General features: G+C 45.5%; 1 tRNA gene and 2 rRNA genes. All 3 read right to left on the reverse strand.

The window, feature by feature from the left end:
- Positions 1 to 840, reverse strand: a 23S ribosomal RNA gene (locus tag BQ7474_RS10710); the annotation flags it as partial.
- A 249-nt stretch (positions 841 to 1,089) separates the two neighbouring features.
- Positions 1,090 to 1,165: transfer RNA gene (locus BQ7474_RS00040), tRNA-Ala, on the reverse strand.
- A gap of 287 nt (positions 1,166 to 1,452) precedes the next feature.
- A 16S ribosomal RNA gene (locus BQ7474_RS00045) occupies positions 1,453 to 2,138 on the reverse strand; the annotation flags it as partial.

Raw genomic sequence — 2,138 nt, forward strand, 5'->3', positions numbered from 1 at the left:
GGTCATAGGCTAGCCCTAAAGCTATTTCGAGGAGAACCAGCTATCTCCGGGTTCGTTTGGTTTTTCGCCCCTATCCACAGTTCATCCGATACGTTTTAAACCGTACCCGGTTCGAGCCTCCAGTGAATTTTACTTCACCTTCACTCTGACCATGGATAGATCACCCGGTTTCGGGTCTATCATATTAAACTATCCGCCCTGTTAAGACTCGCTTTCGCTTGGACTACGCATCTTAGATGCTTAATCTTGCTTAGTATGATAACTCGCTGGCCCATTCTACAAAAGGTACGAGATCACTCTTTTGAGCTCTCTCTGCTTGTAGGCACTAGGTTTCAGGTTCTTTTTCACTCCCCTTGCGGGGTTCTTTTCACCTTTCCCTCACGGTACTTGTTCGCTATCGGTCACATGTTAGTATTTAGCCTTAGGGGATGGGCCCCCTGTCTTCACAGCAAATTCCTCGTGTTCACTGCTACTTGCTCCCTAAAATATTTTCTCTTTTGTCTACAAGACTTTCACTTTCTTTGGTTCATTTTCCCAAATGATTTGACTGGAGAAAATATTTCTTGTTGGGTTGGGCTGTTTTCTTTTCGCTCGCCGCTACTGGGAAAATCGAGTTTTCTTTCTTTTCCTCCTGCTACTTAGATGTTTCAGTTCGCAGGGTCTTACTTCATTAAGCTATGTATTTACTTAATGATGACTGTGTCTTCCACAGCCGGGTTTCCCCATTCGGAGTCCTAGGGGTCATTGCTTTTTGTGAGCTTTCCCTAGTTTTCGTTCACTTACGTCCTTCTTCGTCTTCATGTGCCAAGGCATCCACCTGGCGCCCTTTCTTTCTTGACTGGAAATATTGTTTGCTATTTGATTTTTTCTCATTGCTGAGTGGTTCATGTTAATCAGCGAATATATTATTCGTACGACTGTCGCCGTAGCTTTCTACAAACCCGCTTCGCGCGTTTGGAAATCCTGACTTTAATGACTTTATCCTAGATCAAACGCGTCGGCTTGCTGACAAAGTTGCAAGCAACTTTGAAACGCCGCGACGTCTGACCTTCCATCAATTCATCTTTGATGAATTGGGATAGGTCATTATGGTGGAGGTAAAGAGATTCGAACTCTTGACCCCCTGCGTGCAAGGCAGGTGCTCTCCCAGCTGAGCTATACCCCCATATATTTAATATCAATGAATACGTAGTTTTTTTCTATCGGTTGGGGAACAACGTATCGTTCCCCGTTCCGGTTACTGGTGTTTTTAGCCTTTACTTGCTTATTTGCTTATCTTGTAAGGGCGTAACTTGCTTTTGCTTTGCAAAACTTTTGGTTAGTTTTTTTATTAGCTTAGTCTAATTTTCTTATTACAAGTTCTTGCGTCATTTTTCTTGTTTCTTCGAAACTTTGAAAAATGATGAAAAATCGCTTCGCTAATTTTTCACCCAGTATGCCGGGCTTCCTTAGAAAGGAGGTGATCCAGCCGCACCTTCCGATACGGCTACCTTGTTACGACTTCACCCCAGTTACTGACCCTACCTTCGACTGCTGCGTCCAATCGGTTCGCTCACAGGCTTCGGGTATTGCCAACTTCCATGGTGTGACGGGCGGTGTGTACAAGACCCGGGAACGCATTCACCGCAGCATTCTGATCTGCGATTACTAGCAACTCCAACTTCATGCACTCGAGTTGCAGAGTGCAATCCGAACTGGGACAGGCTTTTTGAGGTTCGCTTAATTTCACAATCTCGCTGCCCTCTGTACCTGCCATTGTAGCACGTGTGTAGCCCAAGTCATATAGGGCATGATGATTTGACGTCATCCCCACCTTCCTCCGGTTTGTCACCGGCAGTATTGCTAGAGTCCCCAACTTAATGATGGTAACTAGCCATAGGGGTTGCGCTCGTTATGGGACTTAACCCAACATCTCACGACACGAGCTGACGACAACCATGCACCACCTGTATTTCAGTTATCCGAAGATATAGGGATCTATCTCTAAATCCTTCCGAAATATGTCAAGACTTGGTAAGGTTCTTCGCGTTGCTTCGAATTAAACCACATGCTCCGCTGCTTGTGCGGGTCCCCGTCAATTCCTTTGAGTTTCACACTTGCGTGCGTACTCCCCAGGCGGAGTGTTTATTGCGTTAGCT

The organism is Anaerococcus urinomassiliensis, assembly GCF_900128425.1.
Classification (GTDB): Bacteria; Bacillota; Clostridia; order Tissierellales; family Peptoniphilaceae; genus Anaerococcus; species Anaerococcus urinomassiliensis.